Source organism: Microbacterium sp. 4-7 (genome assembly GCF_014332665.1).
Taxonomy (GTDB): domain Bacteria; phylum Actinomycetota; class Actinomycetes; order Actinomycetales; family Microbacteriaceae; genus Microbacterium.
This window is the reverse complement of the sequence record NZ_MCRH01000001.1, coordinates 704,382-728,121: the sequence shown is the minus strand read 5'-3', so window position 1 is coordinate 728,121 and position 23,740 is coordinate 704,382. Positions and strand designations below refer to the sequence as shown.

23 protein-coding genes are annotated in these 23,740 nt (G+C 69.0%); 5 read left to right on the top strand and 18 right to left on the bottom strand.

The window, feature by feature from the left end; all coding sequences use genetic code 11:
* The 11 genes from BEP68_RS03470 to BEP68_RS03420 form a co-directional block, all read right to left on the bottom strand.
* A complete protein-coding gene (locus BEP68_RS03470) occupies positions 1 to 1,860 on the bottom strand; it encodes an Ig-like domain-containing protein (RefSeq protein WP_187249214.1) in 1,860 nt (619 codons plus the stop codon).
* Positions 1,850 to 2,641, bottom strand: a complete 792-nt coding sequence (locus BEP68_RS03465; protein ID WP_261987672.1) for a TIGR03943 family putative permease subunit — start codon at positions 2,639 to 2,641, stop codon at positions 1,850 to 1,852. Before BEP68_RS03465 ends, BEP68_RS03470 begins: the two co-directional genes overlap by 11 nt.
* Positions 2,634 to 3,668, bottom strand: a complete 1,035-nt coding sequence (locus BEP68_RS03460; protein WP_150115130.1) for a permease — start codon at positions 3,666 to 3,668, stop codon at positions 2,634 to 2,636. Before BEP68_RS03460 ends, BEP68_RS03465 begins: the two co-directional genes overlap by 8 nt.
* A complete protein-coding gene (locus BEP68_RS03455; protein ID WP_042540517.1) occupies positions 3,665 to 4,081 on the bottom strand; it encodes a Fur family transcriptional regulator in 417 nt (138 codons plus the stop codon). The genes BEP68_RS03460 and BEP68_RS03455 overlap by 4 nt, the downstream gene beginning before the upstream one ends.
* Positions 4,082 to 4,125: 44 nt before the next feature.
* Positions 4,126 to 5,004: a metal ABC transporter permease gene (locus BEP68_RS03450; RefSeq protein ID WP_187249213.1), complete on the bottom strand. Its 879-nt coding sequence runs from the start codon at positions 5,002 to 5,004 to the stop codon at positions 4,126 to 4,128.
* Entirely contained in the window at positions 5,001 to 5,855 is an 855-nt protein-coding gene (locus tag BEP68_RS03445; RefSeq protein ID WP_056275410.1) for a metal ABC transporter ATP-binding protein, read from the bottom strand. The genes BEP68_RS03450 and BEP68_RS03445 overlap by 4 nt, the downstream gene beginning before the upstream one ends.
* On the bottom strand, positions 5,852 to 6,847 hold the full coding sequence (locus BEP68_RS03440) for a metal ABC transporter solute-binding protein, Zn/Mn family (RefSeq protein ID WP_072592100.1): 996 nt from the start codon (positions 6,845 to 6,847) through the stop codon (positions 5,852 to 5,854). The genes BEP68_RS03445 and BEP68_RS03440 overlap by 4 nt, the downstream gene beginning before the upstream one ends.
* A 153-nt stretch (positions 6,848 to 7,000) precedes the next feature.
* Entirely contained in the window at positions 7,001 to 8,680 is a 1,680-nt protein-coding gene (locus BEP68_RS03435; RefSeq protein WP_187249212.1) for a glycoside hydrolase family 13 protein, read from the bottom strand.
* 45 nt (positions 8,681 to 8,725) lie between these two features.
* Positions 8,726 to 9,604, bottom strand: a complete 879-nt coding sequence (locus BEP68_RS03430; RefSeq protein WP_053098134.1) for a carbohydrate ABC transporter permease — start codon at positions 9,602 to 9,604, stop codon at positions 8,726 to 8,728.
* A complete protein-coding gene (locus BEP68_RS03425) occupies positions 9,604 to 10,605 on the bottom strand; it encodes a carbohydrate ABC transporter permease (protein WP_230100920.1) in 1,002 nt (333 codons plus the stop codon). Before BEP68_RS03425 ends, BEP68_RS03430 begins: the two co-directional genes overlap by 1 nt.
* Complete coding sequence (locus tag BEP68_RS03420; RefSeq protein WP_083569407.1) at positions 10,602 to 11,945, bottom strand: ABC transporter substrate-binding protein; 1,344 nt, start codon at positions 11,943 to 11,945, stop codon at positions 10,602 to 10,604. The genes BEP68_RS03425 and BEP68_RS03420 overlap by 4 nt, the downstream gene beginning before the upstream one ends.
* Before the next feature lie 101 nt (positions 11,946 to 12,046).
* On the opposite strand from BEP68_RS03420, the gene BEP68_RS03415 reads away from it, so the two are divergent.
* Both BEP68_RS03415 and BEP68_RS03410 read left to right on the top strand, forming a co-directional pair.
* Entirely contained in the window at positions 12,047 to 13,267 is a 1,221-nt protein-coding gene (locus tag BEP68_RS03415; protein WP_187249211.1) for an ROK family protein, read from the top strand.
* A 4-nt stretch (positions 13,268 to 13,271) separates the two neighbouring features.
* On the top strand, positions 13,272 to 13,811 hold the full coding sequence (locus BEP68_RS03410; protein WP_187249210.1) for a 2'-5' RNA ligase family protein: 540 nt from the start codon (positions 13,272 to 13,274) through the stop codon (positions 13,809 to 13,811).
* On the opposite strand, the gene BEP68_RS03405 is transcribed toward BEP68_RS03410, so the two are convergent.
* The 5 genes from BEP68_RS03405 to BEP68_RS03385 all read right to left on the bottom strand — a co-directional run bounded on the left by BEP68_RS03405 (position 13,802) and on the right by BEP68_RS03385 (position 19,569).
* Complete coding sequence (locus BEP68_RS03405; protein WP_187249209.1) at positions 13,802 to 14,716, bottom strand: aldo/keto reductase; 915 nt, start codon at positions 14,714 to 14,716, stop codon at positions 13,802 to 13,804. The genes BEP68_RS03410 and BEP68_RS03405 overlap by 10 nt on opposite strands.
* Positions 14,717 to 14,783: 67 nt before the next feature.
* Positions 14,784 to 16,139, bottom strand: coding sequence for a dihydrolipoamide acetyltransferase family protein (locus BEP68_RS03400; protein WP_053098139.1), 1,356 nt, complete (start codon positions 16,137 to 16,139; stop codon positions 14,784 to 14,786).
* Between the two features lie 36 nt (positions 16,140 to 16,175).
* Complete coding sequence (locus tag BEP68_RS03395; RefSeq protein WP_053099302.1) at positions 16,176 to 17,156, bottom strand: alpha-ketoacid dehydrogenase subunit beta; 981 nt, start codon at positions 17,154 to 17,156, stop codon at positions 16,176 to 16,178.
* A gap of 115 nt (positions 17,157 to 17,271) precedes the next feature.
* Positions 17,272 to 18,399, bottom strand: coding sequence for a pyruvate dehydrogenase (acetyl-transferring) E1 component subunit alpha (gene pdhA / locus BEP68_RS03390; protein ID WP_053099303.1), 1,128 nt, complete (start codon positions 18,397 to 18,399; stop codon positions 17,272 to 17,274).
* Between the two features lie 96 nt (positions 18,400 to 18,495).
* The gene (locus tag BEP68_RS03385; RefSeq protein ID WP_187249208.1) at positions 18,496 to 19,569 is read right to left on the bottom strand and encodes a histidinol-phosphate transaminase; all 1,074 of its coding nucleotides are present in this window, start codon (positions 19,567 to 19,569) and stop codon (positions 18,496 to 18,498) included.
* A gap of 52 nt (positions 19,570 to 19,621) precedes the next feature.
* Here BEP68_RS03385 and BEP68_RS03380 point away from each other — a divergent pair, with 52 nt between their 5' ends.
* The gene (locus BEP68_RS03380) at positions 19,622 to 20,026 is read left to right on the top strand and encodes a phage holin family protein (protein ID WP_053098140.1); all 405 of its coding nucleotides are present in this window, start codon (positions 19,622 to 19,624) and stop codon (positions 20,024 to 20,026) included.
* Between the two features lie 27 nt (positions 20,027 to 20,053).
* Here BEP68_RS03380 and BEP68_RS03375 read toward each other — a convergent pair whose 3' ends face one another.
* Together BEP68_RS03375 and BEP68_RS03370 are read right to left on the bottom strand one after the other, a co-directional pair.
* Positions 20,054 to 21,331, bottom strand: coding sequence for a hypothetical protein (locus tag BEP68_RS03375; protein ID WP_187249207.1), 1,278 nt, complete (start codon positions 21,329 to 21,331; stop codon positions 20,054 to 20,056).
* Positions 21,328 to 21,591 carry a hypothetical protein gene (locus BEP68_RS03370; protein ID WP_072592106.1) on the bottom strand — a complete coding sequence of 88 codons (264 nt, stop codon included), beginning with the start codon at positions 21,589 to 21,591 and terminating at the stop codon, positions 21,328 to 21,330. The genes BEP68_RS03375 and BEP68_RS03370 overlap by 4 nt, the downstream gene beginning before the upstream one ends.
* A gap of 230 nt (positions 21,592 to 21,821) precedes the next feature.
* Here BEP68_RS03370 and BEP68_RS03365 point away from each other — a divergent pair, with 230 nt between their 5' ends.
* Together BEP68_RS03365 and purB are read left to right on the top strand one after the other, a co-directional pair.
* A complete protein-coding gene (locus BEP68_RS03365; protein ID WP_230100954.1) occupies positions 21,822 to 22,298 on the top strand; it encodes a low molecular weight protein-tyrosine-phosphatase in 477 nt (158 codons plus the stop codon).
* A complete protein-coding gene (purB, locus tag BEP68_RS03360; RefSeq protein ID WP_056275439.1) occupies positions 22,295 to 23,677 on the top strand; it encodes an adenylosuccinate lyase in 1,383 nt (460 codons plus the stop codon). Before BEP68_RS03365 ends, purB begins: the two co-directional genes overlap by 4 nt.
* The last annotated feature ends 63 nt before the right edge of the window (positions 23,678 to 23,740 follow it).

The window sequence follows — 23,740 nt, the reverse complement described above, 5'->3', positions numbered from 1 at the left end:
TCAGAACTGGGGGGCCGTCTGGCACCACGAGGCGTCGAAGCCGGTGAGCGCCACGATCTCGTCACCCGTGCGCAGGTCGAGCAGGTGCGTCTCGAGGTTCTCGGGCAGCGGCAGCAGCATCTGGTCGTAGGGGTTGTCGGCGAGCTCCGGCGCTATGACGACCGCGGCGTACTGGCCGCTGGGCGACGCGCAGGCCTGCAGGATCGAGTCGGTCGAATCGACCTCGACGAGCGGTGTCGCCGCGCCCTCGTCGTTGACCCGGATGACCGCCTGACCGACGGGCAGACCGTTCTCGTCGCGCGACACCACGTGGCGGAGGGTGCCGCCGGGGTACGGCGTGATCGTGATCGCGGTGCCGTAGTCGGGAGTCGATGCTTCGAGCGGCACCTCCGACCCGTCAGCGAGGTTCAGCTCGACCACCGTGCCGTCGAGTCGCTCGACGATCGCCGTGTACGTGCCCCGCGAGATGCCCTGGATGGTCGTCGCGAGTCCGAGGGACTGCACTCCCGCATCGGTCGAGCGGTCGACCAGCGAGAGCGCACCGTCGAAGTCGATGAAGAGCACGGCGGAGCTGTCCGGCACGAACTGCCAGACGAAGATGTTCGCCTCCTTGCCCCCGACCTCTGTCACCACCGGTTCGTCGTCGCCGCTCAGCGATTGGGTGACGAGCACGCTGGCGCGCCCCTCCGTATCGCTGAGCTCCTTGTCGGAGTAGCTGTAGCCGACCAGACCCCCGCGGTCGGAGACCTGGATCGCCCCGACGTATCCGACACCGGGCAGCTCGAGCTCGCGCTGATCCGTCCCGTCGCGGTCCATCACGAGCAGCTTCGAGCCCTCGTCCTCCTCGACCGAGACCACGAGCTGCGACGACGTCGCGCGGAAGTCGTTGATCCTGTCGGCCGCGAACACGGGCTGTGCCTTCTCACCCGACAGGTCGGTGCGGAAGATCTGGTCGTTCCCGTCGGGGTCTCGGCGCAGCAGGAAGATGTGAGATGCCGGAGTCGAGAAGCTCGTCGACAGCGTGGCGCTCGGGCCGCCTCCGGCGCCGACCGCATCGGCGACCTTCACCGTGTACTCGGTGTCATCGTCGAGCGGCACGGTGAAGCGGATGCCGATGCCGCGGCCCGCGGCGTCGAGGGTGAAGGGCACGGCGGGGTCGACGGTCACCTGCGATTCGTCGATCGCGGCGAGGGACTGGTTCGCGGTGAGGATGACCCGGCTGCCGGAGGTCTCGATGGCCTCGGTCGGGTCGACCTGCACCTCGGTGATGCGGGGTCCCTGGGTGAGGCTGACGACGCCGAGTCCTGCCCCCACCAGCACGAGGATGCCGAGCACAGCGCCGAGCGCCAGCAGGAACCGGCGGTCGCTCGGGGCGCCGGACTTTCCGGGCTCGGCGGGCTTCTCCGGCTTGGCGGGCTTCTCGGGCCTGGCGGCCTTCGCGGGCTTGGCGGCCTTCGCCGGCTTGGGCTTCTTCTCGGCCTTCGGCTTCTTCTCGGCCTTCGGCTGCACCGGCGCCGGGGGCGCGTAGTCGGTCGTGGAGTGAGCCGCGAACGACGTCGTGGACTCCGCATCAGGCGGGACGAAGGTCGAACGCGTCGGCCGTTCGCCGCCGGCCCCGCGAGCCCCGCGAGCCGCAGGCGAGACGACAGGCGTGTCGGTCGCAGGAGAGGTTCCGTCTCGCTCTGCCCCGCCGCCCTCGTCCGGCGATTGGGCGGTGGGTTCGGCTGCGCCGCCGTCGCTCACCGACGGCGACGGGGAATCCGCGGCAGCAGCGGCCGCTTCCGCCTCGCGGGCGGCGCGCAGCTCGGCGCGCGTGCGCGGCACCGCCGGGAGGTCGGGGCGCTCGTCGTCAGTACTCATACGGGTCCTGAGGCTCGTCGATCGCGGTGACGGTGGTGGGCTCGACGTGCAGCGAGCCGTCGGCATCCGCCTTGACCGTGCCCTCGACCTCGACCCACTGGCCGGTGTCGAACTCTCCCGCGTCGATCGTCACCGGCAGCGTCGCCGGCTGCGCGTCGATCACGCAGTGCGTGATGACGAGGCGCGTGAGGTTGACGCCGTCGGCATCCGTGGGGGTGACGAAGCCGGTCAGCGTGACCGTCTTGCCGTCGTAGGCGGCGGTGTTGGTCGCCGTCGCGAACACGCTCGCCCAGTCGCCCACCCCGAAGGTCGCGGTGTCGGCGACCCCGAGGGTCACATCGTCGGCCCCGGCGAACAGCGCGGTCTGCGCTCCGACCCGCGACATCGCCAGCTCGACCGACAGCGATGCGGGCGGCAGCACGAGTGCTGCGATGACGACACCCGAAGCGACGACACCTCCGGTGACCGTGCCCACGAGGGCGAGGCTGCGGCGAGGCGACGGCTCGGCATCCGCATCCGTGCCGTGTCCGTGATCGTGTCCGTGGTCGCCTTCTTCGCCGAGCGGCAGGGTGCACGACCAGATCGCTCCGGCAAGAGTCACGACGGCCGCGGCGCAGGCGAACCACACCGACTCGGGGCTGATGTAGAGATTCAGGCGACCGGTCAGGCCGAGTCCGAGCGTGACGACCGAGATCACCGTGGCGAGACCGATGCCGAGCCAGCGGGTGCCCAGGGCACGGGCGCGCGAGCGGGCCTGCGTGGGGTGCGCGTGATCAGACAAGGACGTTCACCCCGATCCCGATCGCGAAGGCGGCGAACAGCACCACGCCGACGATCCCGACGAGGGTGCGGGTGGTGAAGGTCGTGCGCATGAGAGCGAGCATCTTCACGTCGACGAGCGGGCCGACGAGCAGGAACGCCACGAGCGCGCCCGACGAGAAGGTGGAGGCGAACGACAGGGCGAAGAAGGCGTCGACGTTCGAGCAGATCGCGACGGTCATCGCGAGGGCCATCATCGCCAGGATGGACAGCACCGGGTTCGAGCCGATCGCCAGCAGCACCTCGCGCGGGATCAGCACCTGCACCGCTCCGGCGAGCGCCGATCCGATCACGAGCGCGGGCATCACGGCGCGCAGCTCGACGAGGAACTGCGTGAGGCTGCGGCGCACCGGTGTGCCGTGCTCGTGCGTGACGCGGTCGCAGGTGTCGATGAACCGCTGGGTGAGCAGCGAGTCGGGCGAGGGGTGGCGGCTGTAGATCCAGCCGATGAGGTTGGCGATCAGGTATCCGCCGATGAGACGGGCCACCAGGATGCCGTCATCGAAGCCGAATGCCGCGTGCGTGGTCAGGATCACGATCGGGTTCACGATCGGGGCGGCGATCAGGAACGTCAGCGCCTCGGCCGGTGCGAGCCCGCGCATCATGAGACCGCGGGCGAAGGGCACGTTGCCGCACTCGCACACCGGGATGAGCATGCCGAGCAGCGACAGCACCGCACGCCGGGCCCATGCGCGCTTCGGCAGCCAGCGGTGGATGACGTCGGCGGGCAGCCACACCTGGACGACGATCGACAGCAGCACGCCGAGGATCACGAACGGCAGCGCCTCGATGAGCACGCTCAGGGCGAGGGTCAGGCCGTCCTGAGCCCTGCTGGGCAGGCTCGCGGTGAAGAGCGACGGAAGGAACCGGTCGATCAGGAAGAGCGCGAGCACGATCGCGGCGCCGAGGCCGACCCCGATCCACGGCGAGCGCGGCGATCGGGAGGGCCGGTGCGAGTGCACCGTCCGTGGAGCGGCCTGGGTGGTCACGCGTTCGCTGCCTCTTCGGCGTCCCGCTTGTTGGTGCAGGAGGCGCACAGCCCGAAGATGTCGACCACGTGCGCGGCATCCGTGAAGCCGTGGAGGGCCGCGGTGCGGTGCGCCCACTGCTCGACGTCGGTCGCCTCGATCTCGACCGTGAGTCCGCAGTTGCGACAGATCAGGTGGTGGTGGTGGCCCTGCGTCGTGCAGGCGCGGTAGAGCGCCTCGCCTTCGGGGCTCTGCAGCGAGTCGGCGTCGCCGGCTGCGGCGAGTCCGGCCAGGGCCCGATAGACCGTGGCGAGGCCGATGCCGGTGTTGTCGTCGCGGAGCGAGGCATGCAGATTCTGCGCGCTGACGAATCCTCGCGCGTCGGCGAGGGCTTCGCGCACGCGATCGCGCTGCCAGGTGTTCCGCTGAGCCATACCCACGATTCTAGGCGCGCCGCCCTTGCCGGGCCCTGGGAACGTCAGGCCCGCACGCGGCGCACGCCGCCTCGGGCGCGCTGGATGATCCAGCACACGACGTAGATCGTGAACGACAGGGTCGTGATGTACGGACTCACCGGCAGCGTGCCCGCGAGGGCGAGCAGGATGCCGCCGACGGCCGACACGAACCCGAAGAGCGCCGCGAGCAGAGGCACAGCGACCGGCCCGGCCGAGACGCGCATGGCGGCCGCCGCGGGAGTCACGAGCAGCGCCATCACGAGCAGGGCGCCGATGATGTGCACGCTGACCGCAACGATCAGACCGAGCAGCACCATGAAGAGCAGGCTCACCGCGCGGGTCGGCACACCGCGGGCCGCGGCCGACTCGGGGTCGAGCGAGTCGAAGCGCAGCGGGTTCCACATGAGCAGCAGCCCGAGCAGCACGACGATGCTGATGCCGAGCAGCCAGCCGAGGTCGGGGCTCGAGACCGAGACGATCTGTCCGGTCAGCAGACTGAAGCGGTTGGCGCTGCGCCCGTCGTAGAGCGACAGGAAGAGGATACCGAGGCCGAGGCCGAACGGCATGAGCACCCCGACGATCGAATTGCGATCTCGGGCCTTGGCCCCCAGGACGCCGATCAGGATCGCCGCCACGAGCGCACCGCCGAGGGATCCGACGACCACGCTGCCCCCGAAGAGCAGCGCTGCGGCGGCACCCGCGAACGAGAGCTCGCTGACGCCGTGCACCGCGAACGCGAGGTCGCGCTGCATCACGAAGACGCCGATCAGTCCGCCGACGATGCCGAGCACCGCACCCGCGATGATCGAGTTCGCGAGCAGGGCGACGAGCTCGCCGTAGTCCTGGAACGAGAACACGTCACTCCAGTCGACCGCAGGCACGATGCCGGTGATGACGGTCATGCGGCACCTCCGTGGTCGTGGTCGTGGTCGTGCAGGTGGTGGGGCTCGGCATCCGGCACCCCGACGACGACGAGTCGGTCGCCGGCGCGCAGCACGAACACCGGGGTGCCGTAGAGCTCGGTGAGCACTCGGGTCTGCAGCACCTCTTCGGGGGTGCCGAGCACGAAGCGACCGCCGGCGATGTAGAGGATGCGATCGACGCGGCCGAGGATCGGGTTGATGTCGTGGGTGACGAACAGCACAGCGGCGCGGCGATCGCGACGCTGGCGGTCGATGATGTCGGTGATGGCGACCTGGTTCGCGAGATCGAGGTTCGACAGCGGCTCGTCGCACAGCAGCAGGGCGGGTTCGTCGGCGAGCGCCTGACCGACGCGCAGTCGCTGCTGCTCACCGCCCGACAGGAGGCCGACCCGGCGGTCGGCGTAGTGCGCGGCTCCGACCGAGGCGAGCAGCTGATCGACCTTGGCCTTGTCGCCGCGGTGCGGGATCGGGAAGCCGAAGCGGCTGCCCTGCACACCGAGCGCCACGAGGTCGCGGGCTCGCATGCTCGTGTCGGGAGCCAGCGAGCGCTGCTGCGGGATGTATCCGATGCGCGGGTTGCCCTTGCGCACCGGCCCGCCGGCGACCGAGATCTCGCCGGCCGACAGCGGCTGCAGGCCCAGGATGCTGCGCAGCAGCGTGGTCTTGCCCGAACCAGACGGTCCGAGCACGGCGATGAACTCCCCGGGCTCGACGGTCAGGTCGAGGCCCGACCACAGTTCCCGATCACCGCGCTGGAGGGCGGCTCCCCGCACCTCGAGCACGGGGTTCGACTTCTCGGCTCCTGCCCGCGCGTCGGCGGCGGCGCTCACGACTGGAGCGCGTCGGCGAGGCTCTGGATCGCGTCACTCATCCACTCAGAGTACGACGATCCTTCGGGCAGCAGCTCCGTGAAGGCGACGAGAGGGATGCCGGCGGCGGTCGCGGCATCCTCGACGCGCTGCGTCTCGGCCCCGCCGGTCTGCGCATTGGTGAGCACGGCTGCCACGTCGCCGCTGGCGACGACGTTCAGGGTCTCGAGCAGGGTCGCGGGGGCGACATCGCTGCCCTCCTCGACCGACTCCGCGAATCCCTCGGGGGTCACATCGGTGAGTCCGGCGGCGGTGGCGATGTAGCCGGGCAGCGGCTCGGTGATGATCACATCGGCGCCGGCGGCATCCGTCTTGAGGGTCTCGAGGTCGGCTTCGAAGCCCTCGAGGTCGGCGACGATGTCCTCGGCGTTGGCGGTGAACTCCGCCTCGCCGTCGGGGTCGATCTCGGCAAGCTCGTCGGCGATCGCCTCGACCACGTGGATCATCGTGTGCGGGTCGAACCAGACGTGCTCGTTGAAGCCCTCGATGTGATTGTGGCCCTCATGCCCCTCTTCACCCTCGGCGTGGTCGTGATCGTGCTCTTCCTCGGTCGCGCCCTCCTCATCGGAGTGACCCTCGTTGCCCGGGAAATCGTGCGAGAACTCGACGGCGGTGACGATGTGCGGGTCCTGGGCATCCTGCAGCAGGGTGTCGATGAAGCCGTCGTAGCCGCCGCCGTTCTCGATCACGAGGTCGGCCTTCTGCACCGTCAGGCGGTCACGGGCCGAGGCCTCGTACGAGTGCGGGTCCTGCGTGGCCGAGGTGATGATCGAGGTCACGTCGACGCGGTCACCGCCGATCTGCTCGGCGAGCGAACCGTAGACATTGGTGCTCGCGACGACCGTCACCGCTCCGCCGTCGCCGCCCTCTCCCGCAGCGGGGGTGGTCGAGCATCCGGCCAGCGAGAGTGCGGCGACGGATGCGAGGGCGAGGGCGACGAACGGCTTCTTCATGCCCCCCACTCTAAACGCTAATGAGAACCATTATCAAATCGGTGGGCTGGGGTGGCACGCTCCACGATCGATTGCAGGGCCGACGCACGGATGCAGGACGAGAAACCGTGTTCTCGCCCTGCATCCGTGCTTTCGTCCTGCAATCAGACCGGGTCAGCCGAGGAGACCCGGCGCGATCCACACGGTCGAGTCCGCCGGGACCGCCCCGTCGACCACCGTGCCGAGGACGACATCGGCGGCATCCGCTCCGAGGTCGAACGGCTCGGTGCCGAAGTTCGTCACGATCTGCCAGCCGTTCGGGCGGGCGAAGCGCAGCACATCGGGCCGGCCGGTCTCGATCCACTCCAGGCTCTCCTCGGTCTGCAGCTCGTGCCGCAGCCGCAGTGCCTCCCGGTAGAGCGAGAGCGTCGACGACGGATCGGCGGCCTCGACATCGACCGCGGACTCGGCGAACCACGCGGGCTGCGGCAGGTGCGCCTCAGCGGATCCGAAGCCGAACGACGGTCCGGATGCGGTCCAGGGCAGCGGCACGCGGCATCCGTCCCGTCCCAGTCCGTCGAAGACGGCACCACGGAAGAACGCCGGGTCCTGACGCTGCTCGGGCGCGACGTCGGCGACCTCGTGGAGGCCGAGCTCCTCGCCCTGATACAGGTAGGTGCTGCCGGGGAGCCCGAGCAGCAGCAGCGTCGCAGCGTGCGCTCGGCGAAGACCCGCCTCGCGATCGAGCTGATCCTCCGGCCCGCCGGCCGCGACCCACTCGACCCCTTGCTTCACTCCGGTGCGCCCCTCGAGCGGCGCGAGACCGTAGCGCGTCGCGTGGCGGGTGACGTCATGGTTCGACAGCACCCACGTCGTCGACGACCCGGTGGCCTCGGACTGCGCGAGGTTGTCGGTGATGATCGTGCGGAACTGCGTCGCGTCGAAGTCGGCGACCAGCAGGTCGAAGTTGAACGCCTGCCCGAGCCCCTCGGCCGAGGCATACCGTGCGCGGCGCTCGGGAGTGCTGACCCAGGCTTCGGCCACGGCGGTGCGGGGCGGGTCGTACTCGTTGAAGACCCGGCGCCATTCGGCATAGATCTCGTGCACGTCGTCGCGGTCGTGCAGCGGATGGTTGCCGTCGTGCGGGAGCAGCTCGAGATCGGCGGTGCTGGGCAGCGGCTCGGTCAGATCTTTCGTCAGCATGTGGGCGACATCGATGCGGAAGCCGTCGACCCCGCGGTCCGACCAGAAGCGCAGCGTCGTCAGGAAGTCCTCGCGCACCTCCGGGTGGTCCCAGTTGAAGTCGGGCTGTTCGGGGGCGAAGCTGTGCAGGTACCACTGGCCGTCATCGACCCGCTCCCACGCCGATCCGCCGAACGCGGCGGTCCAGTCGGTCGGCGGCTCCGCGCCGTCGGGACCGGATCCCTCGCGGAAGATGTACCGCTCGCGGGCCGCCGAGCCGCGGCCTGCGGCGAGCGCCTCCTGGAACCACTCGTGCAGGTCGGACGAATGGTTCGGCACGATGTCGACCACGACGCGGATGCCGCGCTCGTGCAGCGCCGCGACCATGTCGTCGAAGTCGTCGAGCGTGCCCAGGCGCGGATCGACGTCGCGGTAGTCCGCCACGTCGTAGCCCCCGTCTGCCAGGGCCGACGGATAGAACGGGCTGAGCCACACGGCGTCGATGCCGAGGTCGCGCAGGTAGTCGGCCCGCGAGACGATGCCAGGGATGTCACCGAGGCCGTCGCCGTTCGCATCGGCGAAGCTGCGGGGGTAGATCTGGTAGACGGCGGCCTGGCGCCACCATGCGGCCGTCGTGTCGTCGCGGGTCTCGGTGAGAAGCGCATCGGTCATGAGGGGTGTTGCTCCTTCGTGTTGCGGTCTGGGGTGTGCGACGTGTCAGCCCTTGACGGCGCCCTGTGTGACGCCCTCCATGACGAAGCGCTGCGTGAACAGGTAGGCCAGGATCGCCGGGGCCATCGCCATGAGGTACGAGGCGAACGACACGTTGTAGTTGTTGCTGAACTGGGTCTGGAAGAGGTTCTGCCGCACCGGCAGCGTCTGCAGCGCGGGATCGGAGATGATCAGCGACGGCATCATGAAGTCGTTCCAGGCGTAGAGGAAGGCGAAGATGCCGACCGTCGCGCTCATCGGCGCCAGCAGCGGGAAGATCAGCTGCCAGAACGTCTGCCAGGTGGTGGCGCCGTCGATGCGGGCGCTCTCTTCGAGCTCGATCGGGATCGATCGCAGGAACGCGGTGAACAGCAGCACGCTGAAGCTCAGCTGGAACATCGTCGCGAGGATGATCACGCCGAACGGGTTGTCGAGTCCCACCCAGCCGGTCAGCTGGATCTGCGGCAGCGCCACCACGGGGAACGGGATGAACATCGCGGCGAGCAGGTAGAAGAACGACCAGCGGAACAGGCGGTGGTCCCAGTTGCGGACGATCGCGTACGACGCGAAGGCCGCGAGCACGATCGTCGCGATCACGGTGCCGGCCGTGACCAGCAGCGAGATCCCCGCGCCGACCGGGAACTTCGTGAGATTCCAGGCCTCGACGAACCCGTCGATGCTGAAGGGCGCCGGCAGCGAGAACGCGTTGCCGTCGACTGCCTGACCCGTGGTCTTGAACGCCATCGAGATCGTGACGTACAGCGGCAGCAGCACGGTGACGGCACACAGGATCAGGATGATCGTGCCCGACCAGTTGACACGCTCCATGCGGACGCGCGGCTTCTTGCCCGAGGTGGGGATGGTGGTGAGTGTCTGCGTCGACATCAGAGTGCGTTCCTTCCGCGGGTCAGCGAGAGCTGCAGCAGGGAGATGAGCACGGCGACGATGAAGAAGATCGTCGCGTTGGCCATCTGGTAGGCGTAGTCGCCGCCGTTGAAGCCCGCGATGATCGTCATCGCGACGCTGCGGGTGGCGGTGCCGGGACCGCCGTTGGTGAGGCCGACGATGATGTCGTAGGCGTTGAGGAAGCCCTTGAAGCCCAGGATGACGTTGATCACCACGTACCCCGCGACGAGCGGAAGCGTGATGCGGAAGAGCTGCTGCCTCTTGTTCGCTCCGTCGATGCTGGCTGCCTCGTAGACCTCGCCCGGCACCGAGAGCAGGCCGGCGATGTAGATGAGCAGTGTGCCCGGAACCGCCTGCCACGCGGTGACGATGACGATCGCCACCCACGCGAGATCGGGATTCGCGAGCAGACTGGTCGAGAGCCACGGGATGCCGGTGGCGGCACCCGCGGCAGGGATCGAGTTCGAGAACAGGAAGTTGAAGACGTAGGCGATGATGATGCCCGAGATCACCATGGGGATCACGAAGATCGTGCGCAGCCCCGTCTTGAACCGGATGCGGGAGGTCAGCCCGACCGCCAGCAGGAACGCGATCACGTTGACGACGATCACCGTGGCGATCGAGAAACCGAACGTGAACAGGTAGCTCTGCAGGATGGCCGGGTCGCTGAACATCGCGATGTAGTTGGTCAGCCCGTTGAAGCTCCACTCGCCGATGCCGATCGAGTCGGTGAAGCTGAAGAAGATGCCCATGATGCCGGGCACGGTGATCGCGAGCGTGAAGATGACCAGCGTCGGCAGCAGGAACAGGTAGTAGATCGGCTCGACCTTGCGGGTGCGGCGACCGAGCTTGCGGGTGCCTCCCGTGATGATCGCCGTGGTGTCGGTCGTGGGGGTGTTGGGCTTCGTGATCGTGCCCGCCGTCGGCCTCGACGACGAGGGGTTGGGGGCTGCCGGGTTGGGCAGAGCGGTGTTCGTCATGGCGTGGACTCCTCTGTCTCGCCGGATGCTGAGTCCTCACCGGAGGCGTTGTCCTGGGTCGACGGGATGGGAGCGCGGAACGCGATCCTCGCCCAGTCGGCATCCATGGTGCGCAACGTGGAGGTCGGGGACGCGCCCAGCACCATCGCCTGCGCGTAGTTGAAGACCGGCAGGGTTCGGGGCACGAGCACCGAGGGTCCCTGATAGATCTGGCCGTTGTCGTAGTACTCGATCATTCCCTCGATCCGAGGGTCGTCCGGGGCCGGTGCGTCCTTCGTCGGGGTGAACCCGAGCTGCGACGCGTTGTAGGCCTCGATGTTCTCGGGCTGGAACAGGTACTCGAGGAAGTCACCTGCTGCCTCCTGGTGCTGCGACCCCTCGGGGATCATCGCGGCGAGGTCCATGTTGACGCGCACGCCGAGGTCGGCGGGATCGTCGGTCATCGGCAGCGGGAAGGTGCCGAGGTCGAGGTCGGGAGCCGTCTTCTCGATCTCGCTGAACGCCCACGGCCCCTGCAGGTACATCGCCGCCTCGCCCTTGCCGAATGCGAGATTGCCGTCGCCGTATCCGCGGCTCGCGGCATCCGCGTTGGTGTACTCGGTCGCGAGGGTCATCATGCGGTCCATGGGCTCGGCGAAGTCCTTCTCGAACGACACCTCGGAGTCGGGACCGACCTCGGTCCCCTCCTCCGCGAGGGTGTCGAAGAAGTCGATCACGTCGACCGAGCCGCCGGCGGTGTAGTCGTACCAGCCCTGCGCGACGGTCCAGTCGTCCTTGAAGGTGGCGTAGAAGGGGTCGATCCCCGCCTGCTTCAGCTGATCGCACACGGCGAGCAGCTCGTCCCACGTCTGCGGGACCTCGAGGCCCTGCTCGTCGAAGATCTGCTTGTTGTAGATGACCGACGCGCCCATCACCGAGTACGGCAGCGCACTCGTGCGCCCCTCGCACGAGCCGTACTGCTCCATGAGCGGCTGCAGGTCGTCGCGGATGGTCGAGGCGGCCTCGGTGTCGGAGAGATCCGTGAGCGCGCAGCGCTGCACGAACCGGGCGATCTCGTAGTTGTAGTTGGCCAGCATGATGTCCGGCGGGTTGCCGCGCACGAAGCTCGCCGACACGACGTCGACACCCGAGGTGTCGATCTCGACGCGCACCTTGTCCTGCGAGGAGTTGTACTCGGCGACGAGCTCTGTCATGAACTCGATCGCCTCGCGTTTGCTGAACGTGAAGCGGATGGTCTCGGTTCCGCCGGCCGTCGAGCAGCCGGTCAGAGCCGCTCCGACCAGGGCGAGCGCGGCCGCACCGGCCACCAGCTGCGCCGGGCGTGGGGGTTTCACAGACACCGTCGTCCTTTCGTCCTGTAGATCCGCAGACTAAATCTAGTGAGCGAATTTACTTCGATGAACGGTACTCTCTCATCTGGACGAGAGTGAGGTCAAGGCCCGTGACAGAAGTCTCCGCAGGTCTCGGCACCGGACGAGCCAGCGTCGGCGCCATCCTCGACTTCGCCTGGGCGGCCGGGGAGTTCACCGCGACCGAGGCGATGGCGAGCACCTCGCTGACCCGTTCCACAGCGATCGACGGGATCGACACCCTCGTCGACGCCGGGGTGCTGCGCGAGCTGCCCAACGCCCGCGCCGCCGGAAGCTACCGCGCAGGACGCCCGGCGCGACGTTTCGTGCTGGCATCCGACCTGGGCGTCGTCATCGGGGTGGATGCCGGAGACACCCACCTCGCGGTGACCGTCGCCGACCCCACCGACCACACTCTCGTGCACCACCGCACCGACCTCGACCCGACACAGACCGCGGCGGCACGCCGCGCCACGATCCTCGACCAGATGCAGCACGCGCTCGCCGAGGCCGAGGTCTCGCGCGAGGCGGTGCTCGCGATCTGCGTCGGCGTCGCCGCGCCCGTCGACCGGGCGGGCATCTCTCCGCCGCATCCCGAGGGCTTCTGGGAGCGCACGAACCCCGGTCTCGCCGAGGCGCTCGCCGACTGGGCCCCCGTCGTGGAGATCAAGAACGACGCACAGCTCGCCGCGATCGCCGAGGGCTCGGCCGGCGCAGCCATCGGATGCCGTGACTACGTCGCCCTACTCGCGAGCGAACGCTTCGGCGGCGGCGTCGTGGTCGACGGCCACGTGCTGCACGGCGCTCACGGCGGAGTCGGCGAGGGTGTCGTGTTCGACCACATCATCGGCGTCGGCTCGGCCTTCGGTCTGCGCTACGCCCTGCAGGATCAGGTGCGGGCGGCGGTCGAGAGCGGCGAGATCTCCTTCGAATCCCCGATCGGGCGGCTCGCACGCGAGGACCGCATCGACCCCCGCGCCGTGCTGACGGCGGCGGCAGCTGGCGATGCCGCTGCGCTCCTGGCCACCTCCCGCGTCGGCGCGACGCTCGCCCGTGTGGTCGGCGTGCTCGGCAGCATGTACGACCCCTCCCGCGTGATCGTGTGCGGGGCGGTGGCCGAGAGCATCGCCCCCGTTCTCACGGCTGCGCGCGAGGTGCTGCCGGCCCAGCTGCACCTGCCGGCACCCGAGATCCTCGCCTCGACGCTGGGCGCCGAGGTCGTCTCGATCGGCGCCGTCGCGACCGCGCGCAGGGCGGCGCGCGAGGTGGCCGTGCCGCTGCTCGCGGAGCGGCGGCTCAGCGCGGTGAGCTGACGTCGTGCGAGAACCAGAGCCGCAGCGCTCCCCGTCATCGATCGAACTGCTCCTCGACGCAGAGGCCGAGGCCGTGGTCCGGGCCGAATGGGATGCTCTCGCGGCGCGCGGCCTGTCGAGCTTCGCGGGGCACACGTCGGCGAGCAACCGCCCTCACATCACGCTGGTCGCACGCGTCGACCTGTCACCGCCCGGACCAGATGTCTTCGCCGGCATCCCGTCGTTCCCGATCACGCTGGGCGCTCCCCTGCTCTTCGGCTCCGGAGATCGCCGTGTGCTGGCGCGGAGCATCGTTCCCCGTGCGGAGTTGATCCACCTCCGCGAGACGATCCTCTCCGCCGTCGGGCCGGGTGACGATGCCCCGCATACCGCGCCGGGCGAGTGGATGCCGCACGTCGCCCTCGCCCGACGGTTGCGGGTCACCGATCTGGCGGACGCGCTGGATCTCATCGGCGGCGACATCCACGCTCACGCGCGCAGTGTGCGGCACTGGGACCCCGGCACCGCGCAGATCACTGCGCTCGCGGAGCTGCGTCAGGCGTAGTCGCTGTCGTCCACCGGGGAAGGCGCCGACCCCAGGCTCTCGATGGCGCCCCACAGCGCCTCCGGGACCTCCGCCTGCTCCAGCTCGTCGATCTGCTCACGACGATGCGGTCTCGACACCCCGACGACTGTGGAGTCGACCAGCGGGGACCGCAGCGAGTAGTGCAGGGCTGCGGCAGCCATCGACGTTCCATGGTCGGCGCAGACGTGCTGCAACCGCTCGGTCCACCTCAGCAGCTCCTCGCCGGCCGGTCGATAGGCGTACTGCGCACCGGAATGCGGCCCCTTGACGAGCAGTCCCGAACCGAACGGCGCGGCGTTGAACACGGCCATGCCGCGTGCCTTGGCGTCGGCGAACACACTCTCAGCCGAGTGATCCACGAGCGTGAATCGGTTATGGATCAGCACGGCGTCGAACACCCCCGTCTCGACGTACTTCGCCATCAGCGGGACCGGAGCCGCCGCCACACCGATCGCGTCCACCACGCCGGCGCTCCGCAGTTCGATGAGCCCCTGCACCGCGCCGCCGATCGAGATCGTGTCCTCGAACGACACCGAGTACGGGTCGTGCAGGTGCAACAGCGGAAGCCGGTCGACCCCGAGCCGCGCGGTCGTCTCCTCGAACGAGCGGAGGACGCGGTCTCGGTCGAACACGCCCGTCTCAGGGTCCTGATCCACCTTCGAGATGACTCGCGAACCGTCCATCCCCAGCTCGCGCAGCGCGATGCCGATGACGGCTTCGGATCGACCGGCCGAGTAGTTGTTCGACGTGTCCACGAACCCGTGCCGGCTCGTGAGCAGGTCGATGGCGACATCGACGGCCGCTCTCTCCTCGGCGGATCCCGGCTCCGAATGCCGGCCGAGGCCGGAGGTTCCGAGGGTGATGGCAGTCGGTTCGATCCTCATCCGCGTTGAGTCCGTTCTGTCGGGGCGGTCATCACGGTTCTCCGCCACTGTATCCCCGCTGTCCGCCTCACTCCACGAGCAGTGCGGGCTCCTCGAGCACGGATGCCACGTCGGCGATGAAGCGGCTCATTCCGTCGCCGTCGATCACGCGGTGGTCGAACGAGCCGGCGACCGTGGTCACCCAGCGGGGGCGCACCTCGCCGTCGACGACCCACGGCTTCTGGCTGATCGTGCCCATGGCCACGATGCCCGCCTCGCCGGGGTTGATGATCGGGGTACCGGCATCCATCCCGAACACACCGATGTTGGTGATCGTGATCGTGCCACCCTGCTGGTCGGCGGGGCTGGTCTTGCCCTCGCGCGCCGTCAGGGTGAGCCTGTTCAGAGCGCGGGCGAGGTCCTTCATGCTGAGGTCCTGCGCGTCCTTGATGTTCGGCACGAGCAGACCGCGAGGCGTCGCCGCGGCGATGCCGAGGTTCACGTAGTGACGCACCGCGATCTCCGCGCCGCCCTCGGTCTCGATCCACGCGGCGTTCACCATCGGGGTGCGACGGGCGGCCCAGATGACGGCGCGGGCCATGATCAGCAACGGCGAGACGCGGATGTCGGCATAGTCAGGCGATGCCTTGAGCCTCTTGACGAGCTCCATCGTGCGGCTCGCGTCGATCTCCTTCCACACGGTGACGTGCGGAGCGGAGTACGCGCTCTGCACCATCGCCGACGAGGTCGCCTTGCGCACGCCCTTCACGGGGATCGACTCGGTGCGGTCGTCGGACACCGGGGCGGATGCCGGCGCTGCCGACACTCCACGGGCGAGGCCCGCCGGCGTGCTCTGCGGCGCGGGCACGGTCTCTTCGCGCACGGCGCCCCACTCGGGCGTCTCGATGTTGCGGAAGACGCTGGCCTGCGAGGCGTGGGTCATCACGTCGTCGCGAGTCACCTCGCCGTCGGCTCCGGTGGGCGTGACCGTGGTGAGGTCAACGCCCAGATCGCGGGCGAGCTTGCGGATCGGCGGCTTCGCGATCACGCCGACCGACGAGCGCACCGGGCGCTCCGCCGGACGCTTGCGCCGCGACGTCGCACCGCCGCCCGTGCCGTAGCCGACGAGAACCGATCCGCCGCCCTCTTCCGGCGCGGGGGCCTCGGCGGTGGCGATCTTGCCGGGTCCGGCGTCGTCGCGCGCATCGGTCACGAAGGTGATGATCGGCGAGCCGACCTCGACGGTCGCGCCCTCGGCGGCGAGCAGCTCGCCGACGACTCCGGCGTGCGGCGACGGCAGCTCGACGAGCGACTTGGCGGTCTCGATCTCGCAGATGACGTCGTTGATGGCGACGGAGTCACCCGGCGCGACCTTCCATGCCACGATCTCGGCCTCGGTCAGGCCCTCGCCCACATCGGGGAGGTTGAAGTTCTGCGTGCTCATGTGCGGTCCTTTCGGAACGGTGAGATCAGGGTGAGATCAGTAGGCGAGCGAACGGTCGACGGCCTCGAGGATGCGGTCGGCGTCAGGGAGGTAGGTGCCCTCGAGCTTCGCGGGCGGGAACGGAGTGTCGTATCCCGAGACGCGGAGCACGGGAGCTTCGAGCGCGTAGAAGGCGCGCTCCATGACGGTCGCGGCGATCTCGCTGCCGATGCTGACGAAGCCCTGGGCCTCCTGGGCGTAGACCATGCGTCCGGTCTTGCGCACCGAGCTCAGGATGGGCTCGTAGTCGACCGGAGACAGCGACCGCACGTCGACGACCTCGCAGCTGGTGCCCTCGGCCTCGGCGAGCGCGGCCGCCTGCAGCAGGGTCGTGACCATGGCTCCGTGTCCGACGAGCGTGACGTCGGATCCCGTGCGCACGACGCGAGACGAGTGCAGCGGGGCGGCGGACGCGTCGAGCTCGACCTCGCCCTTCTGCCAGTAGCGGCTCTTCGGCTCCATGAAGATCACCGGGTCGTTCGACGCGATGGCCTCCTGGATCATCCAGTAGGCATCGTTCGGCGTCGACGGCGACACCACCCGCAGGCCGGGGGTGTGCGCGAAGTAGGCCTCAGGGCTCTCCTGGTGGTGCTCGACCGCTCCGATGTGCCCGCCGTAGGGGATGCGGATCACGATGGGCAGGCTGATCCTGCCCTCGTGGCGGTTCGTGAGCTTGGCGAGCTGGGTCGTGATCTGGTCGAACGCGGGGAACACGAAACCGTCGAACTGGATCTCGATCACCGGACGGAACCCGGCCATCGCGAGCCCGATCGCGGTGCCGACGATCCCCGACTCGGCGAGGGGGGTGTCGAGCACGCGGCGGTCGCCGAAGTCGCGCTGCAGGTGCTCGGTGACGCGGAAGACACCGCCGAGCTTGCCGATGTCCTCGCCCATGAGCAGGACCTTGGAGTCGTCTTCGAGCGCCCGGCGCAGGCCCGAGTTCAGCGCCTTGCTGAGGGGCATCGTCTCGAGGGTCATGCGTGCACCGTCCTCGACGTCGTGAACTTCTGCGGCCATACGCACGTTCGGCGGCCACTGCGCGCAGCGCGGGCCGCGAAAGTCGCTCCTGGCCGAGAATCCTGAAGGCAGTCCATCACTTGCCGTCTCCTTCGAACGATGCCTCGTAGCGCGTGTGCCAGGCCTTCTGCTCCGCCACGAGCGGATGCGGGTCGCTGTACACGTGATCGAAGATCTTGTCTGCGGTCGGCGATCCGAGCTCGACGCTGCGTGAACGCAGGTCCTCGGCGGCGTCGGCCGCCTCGGCATCCACGTCGGCGAAGAACTGCCCCGCCGCTCCCCTGTTCTCGAGGAAGGCGCGCATGCGGTCGATCGGGTCTCGCAGCGCCCACGACTGCTCTTCGTCGGAGCCGCGGTACTTCGTGGGGTCGTCGCTGGTGGTGTGCGCGCCGAGACGGTACGTGACCGCCTCGATAGCCCGGGGACCCTGGCCGCTGCGGGCTTCGTCGAGAGCGACGCGCGACACGGCGTAGCTGGCGAGGACGTCGTTGCCGTCGACGCGGACGCTGGGGATGCCGTAGCCGGCGCTGCGCTCGACCAGCGGCACCCGCGACTGCGTCGCGACCGGCACCGAGATCGCCCAGTGGTTGTTCTGCAGGAAGAAGACGGTGGGAGCCTGGTAGCTCGCGGCGAAGACCATCGCCTCGTGCACGTCGCCCTGGCTCGACGCCCCGTCGCCGTAGTAGACGATGACGGCTTCGTCCTTGTCGACGTCGCCGGTGCCGGATCGACCGTCGAAGTTCAACGCCATCGCGTAGCCGGCTGCATGCAGCACCTGCGAGCCGAGAACCAGGGTGTAGAGGCGGGTGTTGCCGTTCTTGGGGTCTGTCGGATCCCAGCCGCCGTGCGAGACACCGCGCATCAGCTTGATGATGTCGACGGGGTCGACGCCGCGGATGCGCGTCACGGCGTGCTCGCGGTACGACGGGAAGAGCGTGTCCTGGGCGCGGGCGGCGCGGGCCGAACCGACCTGGGCGGCCTCCTGCCCACGGCTCGGCGGCCACAGCGCCAGCTGTCCCTGTCGCTGCAGGTTGGTGGCCTGGGTGTCGATCGCGCGGATGACCACCATGTCCCGGTAGAACTGCTCGAGCTCGGCGTCGCTGATCGCCTCGATCAACGACAGATACTGCTCAGCAGCCGGACTCGGCGTGAAGCGGCCATCCTGATCCAGGACGCGGACGAGTTCAGTCTCTGACGAGGTCACGACCCCCACGCTACCCGCGCGCGCATGCCCGGTCACGCATACCTAGGACGTCCTCGCATCTGCCGGGAACCCGGAGAAACGGCGGAACGGCGCGGATCAGCGCAGTGACGATGCGACCTCGAGCACGCGCGCCACGGATGCCTCCTCGCCCACGGAGATGCGGATGCCGTCACCCGGGAACGGGCGCACGATGAGGTCGGCGGCGACGAATGCGGCGGCGACCTCGTCGGTGCGCTCGCCGGTGGGCAGCCAGATGAAGTTGGCCTGCGAGTCGGGCACGTCCCAGCCCTGCCGACGCAGCCCCTCGAGCAGGCGCGTGCGGCGCTCGACGATAACCGCGACGCGCTCGAGCAGCTCGGACTCGGCGTCGAGGCTCGCGATCGCGGCGTTCTCGGCTGCCGACGTGACGGAGAGCGGGATGCCGGTGGTGCGCGCGGCATCGAGGACCTTCTCGTTGCCGATCGCGTATCCGATGCGCAGGCCCGCGAGTCCGTAGGCCTTCGAGAAGGTGCGCAGCACGACGACGTTCGGATGCCGCTCGAACACCCGCTCGGCGAGACCGTCGACCGCCCCGGGCACCGTCACGAACTCGGCGTAGGCCTCGTCGAGGACGATCAGCACATCGGCGGGGACGCGCTCGACGAACGTCGCGAACTCGTCGCTCGTGATGATCGGACCGGTCGGGTTGTTCGGGGTGCAGAGGATGACGGCACGCGTGCGCTTGGTGACCGCCGCAGCCATCGCGTCGAGATCGTGACGGGAGTCGGGCGTCAGCGGCACCTGCACCCCGGTCGCGCCCGCGACGAGCGGCAGACTCGGATAGGCCTCGAACGAGCGCCAGGCGTAGACGACCTCGTCACCCACGGAGGCGGTCGCGAGGATCAGCTGGTGGAGGATCGAGACGCTGCCCGCAGCCACGTGCACCTGGTCGGGCTCGACGGCGTACCGTGCACCGAGTCGTACGCGAAGGCGGCCGGCGGTGGCATCCGGGTATCGGTTGATGGGCGTCGTGTGCTGCAGCGCCGCGGCGACCGACGGAAGCGGCTCGAACGGGTTCTCGTTGCTCGAGAGCTTGAATGCGTCGGGGCCCGCCTGCTTGCCCTGTCGGTACGGCGCCAGGGCGGCGATGGCGGGACGGATGCGCGGAAGGATCGGGTCGGTCACAGTCATGAGTCTAGATTCCGCGGCGCTCCCGCGCCCCACATGGAAGACTGGACGGACTATGCGCTTCATCATCCGAGTCGTCGTCAACGCGTTCGCCCTCTGGGTCGTGACGCTGATCCCCGCCCTGCAGGTGCAGATCAGGGCGTTCGCGCCGGGCGAGACCCTGCAGCTCGTGCTGACCCTGCTCGCGGTGGCCGCGATCTTCGCGCTCGTGAACACCGTCATCGGCACGGTGGTGAAGATCGTCGCGTTCCCGCTGTACATCATCACCCTCGGACTGATCGGCTTCGTGATCAACGGCTTCCTGCTGTGGCTCACGGCGTGGATCACGAGCGGGTTCGGCTGGGGTCTCACGGTCGGCAGCTTCTGGTGGGGCGTGCTCGCCGCGCTCATCATCTCGCTGATCAACGGTGTCTTCGGCTTCATCCTGCGTCCGCAGAGCAAGAAGCAGCGTCGGGACTGACGCCCGCCGGCGCACCTCGCGCGGCCGTCATCCGACACGCTCGGCCTGATACTCGGTGCGCTCGACCACCTCGGCGGTGTCGAGTTCGCGCCAGAACTCGTGCATCGCATCGATTCGCAGGTCGCTGAGCTCATCGGCCATCTCCGCGGTGTCGATGTACGTGTCGAGGTGGTGCGCGTCGACCGTCAGGTCCCCGAGGGTGTCCTGCGGGGTTCCTTCAGTGAGCAGGGTGATGCTGTCATCCGACCCGGTCCCCTCGGGCGATCCTCCGCCGGCCAGCCCGGAGACCACGTCGTCGGAATGACGCAGCTGGATGATGGTCTGGTCGTCATCCAGGGTCGGCTCGACCGGGCTTCCCGCCGTGATCTGCATCTGCACGTCGAACGGGCTCTCCATCGCGAGGTGAGCGGCGACCATGGCCGATTGCGAATGGGCGACGACATCGACCTCATCGCCCGGCTGCGCCCCCGCCGCCTCGAGCGCCTCGATCGTCGCCTGATACGACGCGGATCTCTTCCCGGTGTAGAGCTCGGCGTTGGACTTGGAGTCCCACGGCTGCGCACCTCCCCATGCGACGCTCTGCGTTCCTTCCAGGTAGGCGACGAACTTCGTGGTGCCGTCGGCGAAGGAGTACTTCTCGACGGCGACCTGCGCTCCGACGGCGCCCGGCATGCGCCTCAAGGCTCCCGCCAGGCCCGAGGGCGCCCCCTGGGGCGAGGACGACTTCACCGGCGAGACCGTGACGGGGTCGGCCGTGCCCTGCAGCCTCTCGCCGGGGAGCACCTTGCCGAACCCCGAGAACGCCCCGACGAGCGCGGCGGTCCCGAAGACGTGGTCGTACAGGGCGGGCGTCACGAGGTTGCCCGTGAGGCCTTCGAAGCGTCTGGCGCGCCACTCAGCGACGAGGTCGTCGGCCATCTTCGAGATGCGTTCGTCCGACGCAGCAAGACGATCGGCTCGTCGTGTCAGCCGCTGCGCCGTGCTCGGATCGGTCTGCGCGAGCATCTCGGCCTCCGCTCGCAGCTCGACGTATTCGTAGGCGTCGGCCATGACAAGGGTGGACTCGGCGGTCTCCTGGCACTCGGAGTGGAGTCGAGCGACGTGCTCGCCCGACGCCCACAGCCCCACCGTGTCGACGTGCTCGCTGAAGCCGGGAGTGTCGACGATGATCCGATGCGCTCGCATGATGGCCGAACGCGCATCGTCATAACGGGAGGCGACGGCATCGATGCGGTGAGCGACATCGCGCAGCACGTCGGGGTCGACGGCGATCGCTCCCCCGTGGTCGATCGTCAGCCCTGTCATGAGACGTCGATCCGTTCGGCCTCTGACTCACGGCTGCGCATCTCGGATGCCTCGACGCGTGTCCTCCGTCGGAGATCGTCGAGCGAGTGCTGCATCGCGCGCACCCCGTCGGAGTGCCAGTCGGTGTCGGCGGTGAGGACGGCGAGCGATGCGCGCACGTCGTCGAGCGCCTCGACGGCGCTGCGAAGCGCTGCCACGGCGCGGGACTGGGCCCAGGCGGTGTCTGCGGCGCCGGTCTGTGCGAGTGCGAAGGAGTACATGCGCCCAGCATCCGCGATCCACTGCCGCTGCGATGTGCGGACGCCCCTCGGATCTCGGGCCTCGTGAGCAGATGGCTCGGTCGCGGCACCGGTGCAGAACGGGTGCGCCCGCCCGGCCCGGGATCTCCGGCATCGCGCGATCGGGCTGCGACCGGCAGAATAGGACGGTGACATCCCCGGATCCCTTCCGCGTGATCTTCGTGTGCACGGGGAACATCTGCCGTTCTCCGATGGCGGAGGTGGTGTTCCGCGATCTCGCGGAACGTCAGGGTCTCGGCTCGCGGATCGTCTCCCGCAGCGCGGGAACAGGCGATTGGCACCTCGGCGAACGGGCCGACCACCGCACTCTCGATTCCCTCAGCCGCCGCGGCTACGACGGCTCACTCCACCGCGCGAAGCAGTTCACCTTCTCCTCCTTCTCGGAGAACGACCTCGTCGTCGCCCTCGACCGCACTCATGAGCGCATCCTGCGCGAGTGGGCCGCCAACGAGGACGAGGAGGGCAAGGTCACCCTGCTGCTCGCCTTCGACCCCGACGCGCACAGCCAGGATGTCCCCGACCCCTACTACGCCGGCGCCGAGATGTTCGATTCAGTGCTCGGTATGATTGAGACCGCGACTCGCGGGCTGTTCCGCCAGCTCGAGCCGGCTCTCCGCCAGCCCCGCACGCCCCGCACTCCCGGGGCCCGATCAGGAGGACTCCCCTGACTTTCCAGCCTTCGCTCCCGCCCCAGCCGCTGAGCCCCCTCGACGGTCGCTACCGCGGCGCCGTCACCGGCCTCGCCGACTTCCTCTCGGAGGCCGGCCTCAACCGCGCCCGTGTCGAGGTAGAGGTGGAGTGGCTGATCGCGCTCACCGACCGCTCGCTCTTCGAGACGAGCCCCCTGTCGGATGCCGACAAGGAGCGCCTGCGCGCCCTCTACCGCGACTTCGGCCAGGCCGAGATCGACTGGCTCGCCGAGAAGGAAGCCGTCACGCAGCACGACGTGAAGGCGATCGAGTACCTCGTGCGCGACCGCCTGTCGGCCCTCGGCCTCGACGCGATCGCCGAGCTCACCCACTTCGCCTGCACAAGCGAGGACATCAACTCCGCGTCCTACGCCCTGACCGTCAAGCGCGCGGTCGAGGAGGTCTGGCTGCCGGGTCTCGACGTCGTGATCGCGAAGCTCCGCGAGCTGGCCGCCGAGCACGCCGACGCCGCGATGCTCTCCCGCACCCACGGTCAGCCGGCCACTCCGTCGACCATGGGCAAGGAGCTCGCCGTCTTCGCGTGGCGTCTCGAGCGCGTGCGCGCGCAGATCGCAGCATCCGACTACCTCGCCAAGTTCTCGGGCGCGACCGGCACCTGGTCGGCGCACATCGCCGCCGACCCCGACGCCGACTGGCCCACCATCTCGCGCGAGTACATCGAGGGCCTGGGTCTGGGCTTCAACCTGCTGACGACGCAGATCGAGTCGCACGACTGGCAGGTCGAGCTCTACGATCGCGTGCGTCACGCCGGCGGGATCCTGCACAATCTCGCCACCGACATCTGGACGTACATCTCGCTCGGCTACTTCGCGCAGATCCCCGTCGCGGGCGCGACCGGATCGTCGACGATGCCGCACAAGATCAACCCGATCCGGTTCGAGAACGCCGAGGCCAACCTCGAGATCTCCGGCGCCCTGCTGGCATCCCTCGGACAGACCCTCGTCACCAGCCGACTGCAGCGCGACCTCACCGACTCGACGACGCAGCGCAACATCGGCGTCGCGTTCGGCCACTCGCTGCTCGCGATCGACAACCTGCGTCGCGGTCTGAACGCCATCTCGCTCTCGCGCGACGTGCTGCTCGCCGACCTCGACGTGAACTGGGAAGTCCTCGCCGAAGCAATCCAGACCGTCATCCGCGCGGAGGTCGTCGCCGGCCGCTCGTCGATCAGCGACCCCTACGCGCTGCTGAAGGAGCTCACCCGCGGTCACCGCGTGGGCGCCGCGGACCTGGCGGAGTTCGTCGAGGGACTCGAGATCGGGGATGCCGCGAAGCAGCGTCTGCTCGCCCTGACCCCCGCCTCGTACACCGGCATCGCCGAGCAGCTCGCGAAGTAGGCGCGAACGCGCGGGTGCCGCTGAGGCATCCGCTCGTTCGGTGCGGGGCCAGAAACGCACCGC